1 protein-coding gene is annotated in these 1795 nt (G+C 38.7%); it reads right to left on the minus strand.

The genetic code is table 11. The annotated features are described in order from the left end of the window. Window positions 1–1795 (minus strand): TolB family protein (locus ABY905_RS17040; RefSeq protein WP_372646060.1); only part of this gene is annotated, 1795 nt, incomplete at both ends.

Consider the following 1795-nt stretch of genomic DNA (forward strand, 5'->3'; position numbering starts at 1 on the left):
ATTTTCATAACCCAGTCTGAAACCCAGATTCAAAGGAATTGGCAGACGTAGCACATGCATATCGGCGGTAAACTCAAGCCCTACTGATGTGATTCTATTATCGAAATTGATCCTTAAATTATCTGTATTAACAAAATGCCCCTGCTCCATTCCATAATCAACAAAAGCGCCCATCTTTACTCGCTTGATATAAGCCAGACCACCCAAATTCCAATCGGGATAAGCTAGAGGCATACGGTAATCTAAACTCATTGTGGAACAATCTAATCCATATAAACTGGACACCCCACGTGGTGATTTAATGCTATTGCCAAAGATGGTATTCAATTCAGAACGATTCTGATAACCTGCGTAAAAACTTATGCCATGATGCTTAACAAAACCTGGAAAATAGAATTGACAGATTCCCGACCAAACATTGCCGGCATTGAACTCTTTAGATGGACTATGACGATAATCCACCTGTAAAAATTGAGCCCAAGGCGACTGCAAATCACGTTGCGAAGCCTTAATTGAATGACTCAAAAACAGCTGGTATTCTAACTCATCGAGCTTTCGATTCTCAATACTCAAATTATAAGACTGAGGATCGAATTCAGGGCTGCTAATCTGAATTTGATATTCCGTAAATTGATAGATATTGTATGAAAACTTTGGCCTCAAAAATGTGGCATGCTTACCCGATGAAAGATTAAAAGGTAAAGTCACCGAATTTTCCCACTCTAGTTGTTTCCATTCTGTATTTAGAGGTAATATGTCATTCTCTTCCGTATTCCTGTTTTTGCGTTTTCCCATATAGTCCAATGAGGGTTTGCCATACTCTAATTTTGAATTAAAGATGGGAAAGAAACGCTGATAGGATAAGTTCAAATAGAACTGACCTTGATCGTAGCCCTCCTCCTTTTTATAACCTACAGTCGTAAAAAACGTATTCAGTAAATTCTGACTTGAGGCTGAAATACCGATATCCATCTTTTCCTCATCCGGAGAAATAAATAAGGGCGCCCATGAATGAAAATTAAAGGTATGTGCTAAGCGCGAATAGGGTTCAACTTCCCACTGACCTAGCTTAGTCGTATCAGGCTGTAGCTTTTCGCCCAGCTGATCTGATAATTGCTCAGCCAAAGTGAATTCAACCTGCGTCCCCTCTTGCTCTTTCCACATACAGCTATTTAAATCAAGTTTTATGGGCTTATAACCATCTGAGGAATAGTCCGAATAATACAATTTATTTTCTGCTTGATGATAATAAGGATCTCTGGCTCCAAAACGAGAGGATGTCAATTGTGAAACCTGTCCACTCTCCCACTCATAAGCAAATATATTATCAATCCCTGTGTGCGATGATGTGAAAAACACATACTTATCACTGACTTGTGGCTGTGAAATATTGGTTGTTCCCGCCTGATATAAGAGCTTTCTATTTTCAGAATTAAGATCTATCTCTACCAAGCTTTTTTCACCTCTGGCTTGTACAATCAAAACAATAGACTGATCATTTTTAGCCCATTGTGGTGTCATAAAAAACTCATGCTTTTTCGCTGCAATTCTATGGATAGACTTGCCACTTGCTTCATCAATAATCAGAAGTGAACTTTCTCCTTTTGAATCCACTTCAACAGCCAGTATGTTTTTTCCATCAGCAGAAAAAACGGGTGCAAAACAATTCTTCTCTAACTTATATTTCTTTTTATTCCCTGTTCGTATGTCGTAACTAACTATCACAGCTTTATCAGCGTGTTGCCAACGCAGGTGAGCTTGAGATTCTGACCACAAGAGCTTATTGTTCTTGTAA

This window comes from Ancylomarina sp. (assembly GCF_041555295.1).
GTDB lineage: Bacteria > Bacteroidota > Bacteroidia > Bacteroidales > Marinifilaceae > Ancylomarina.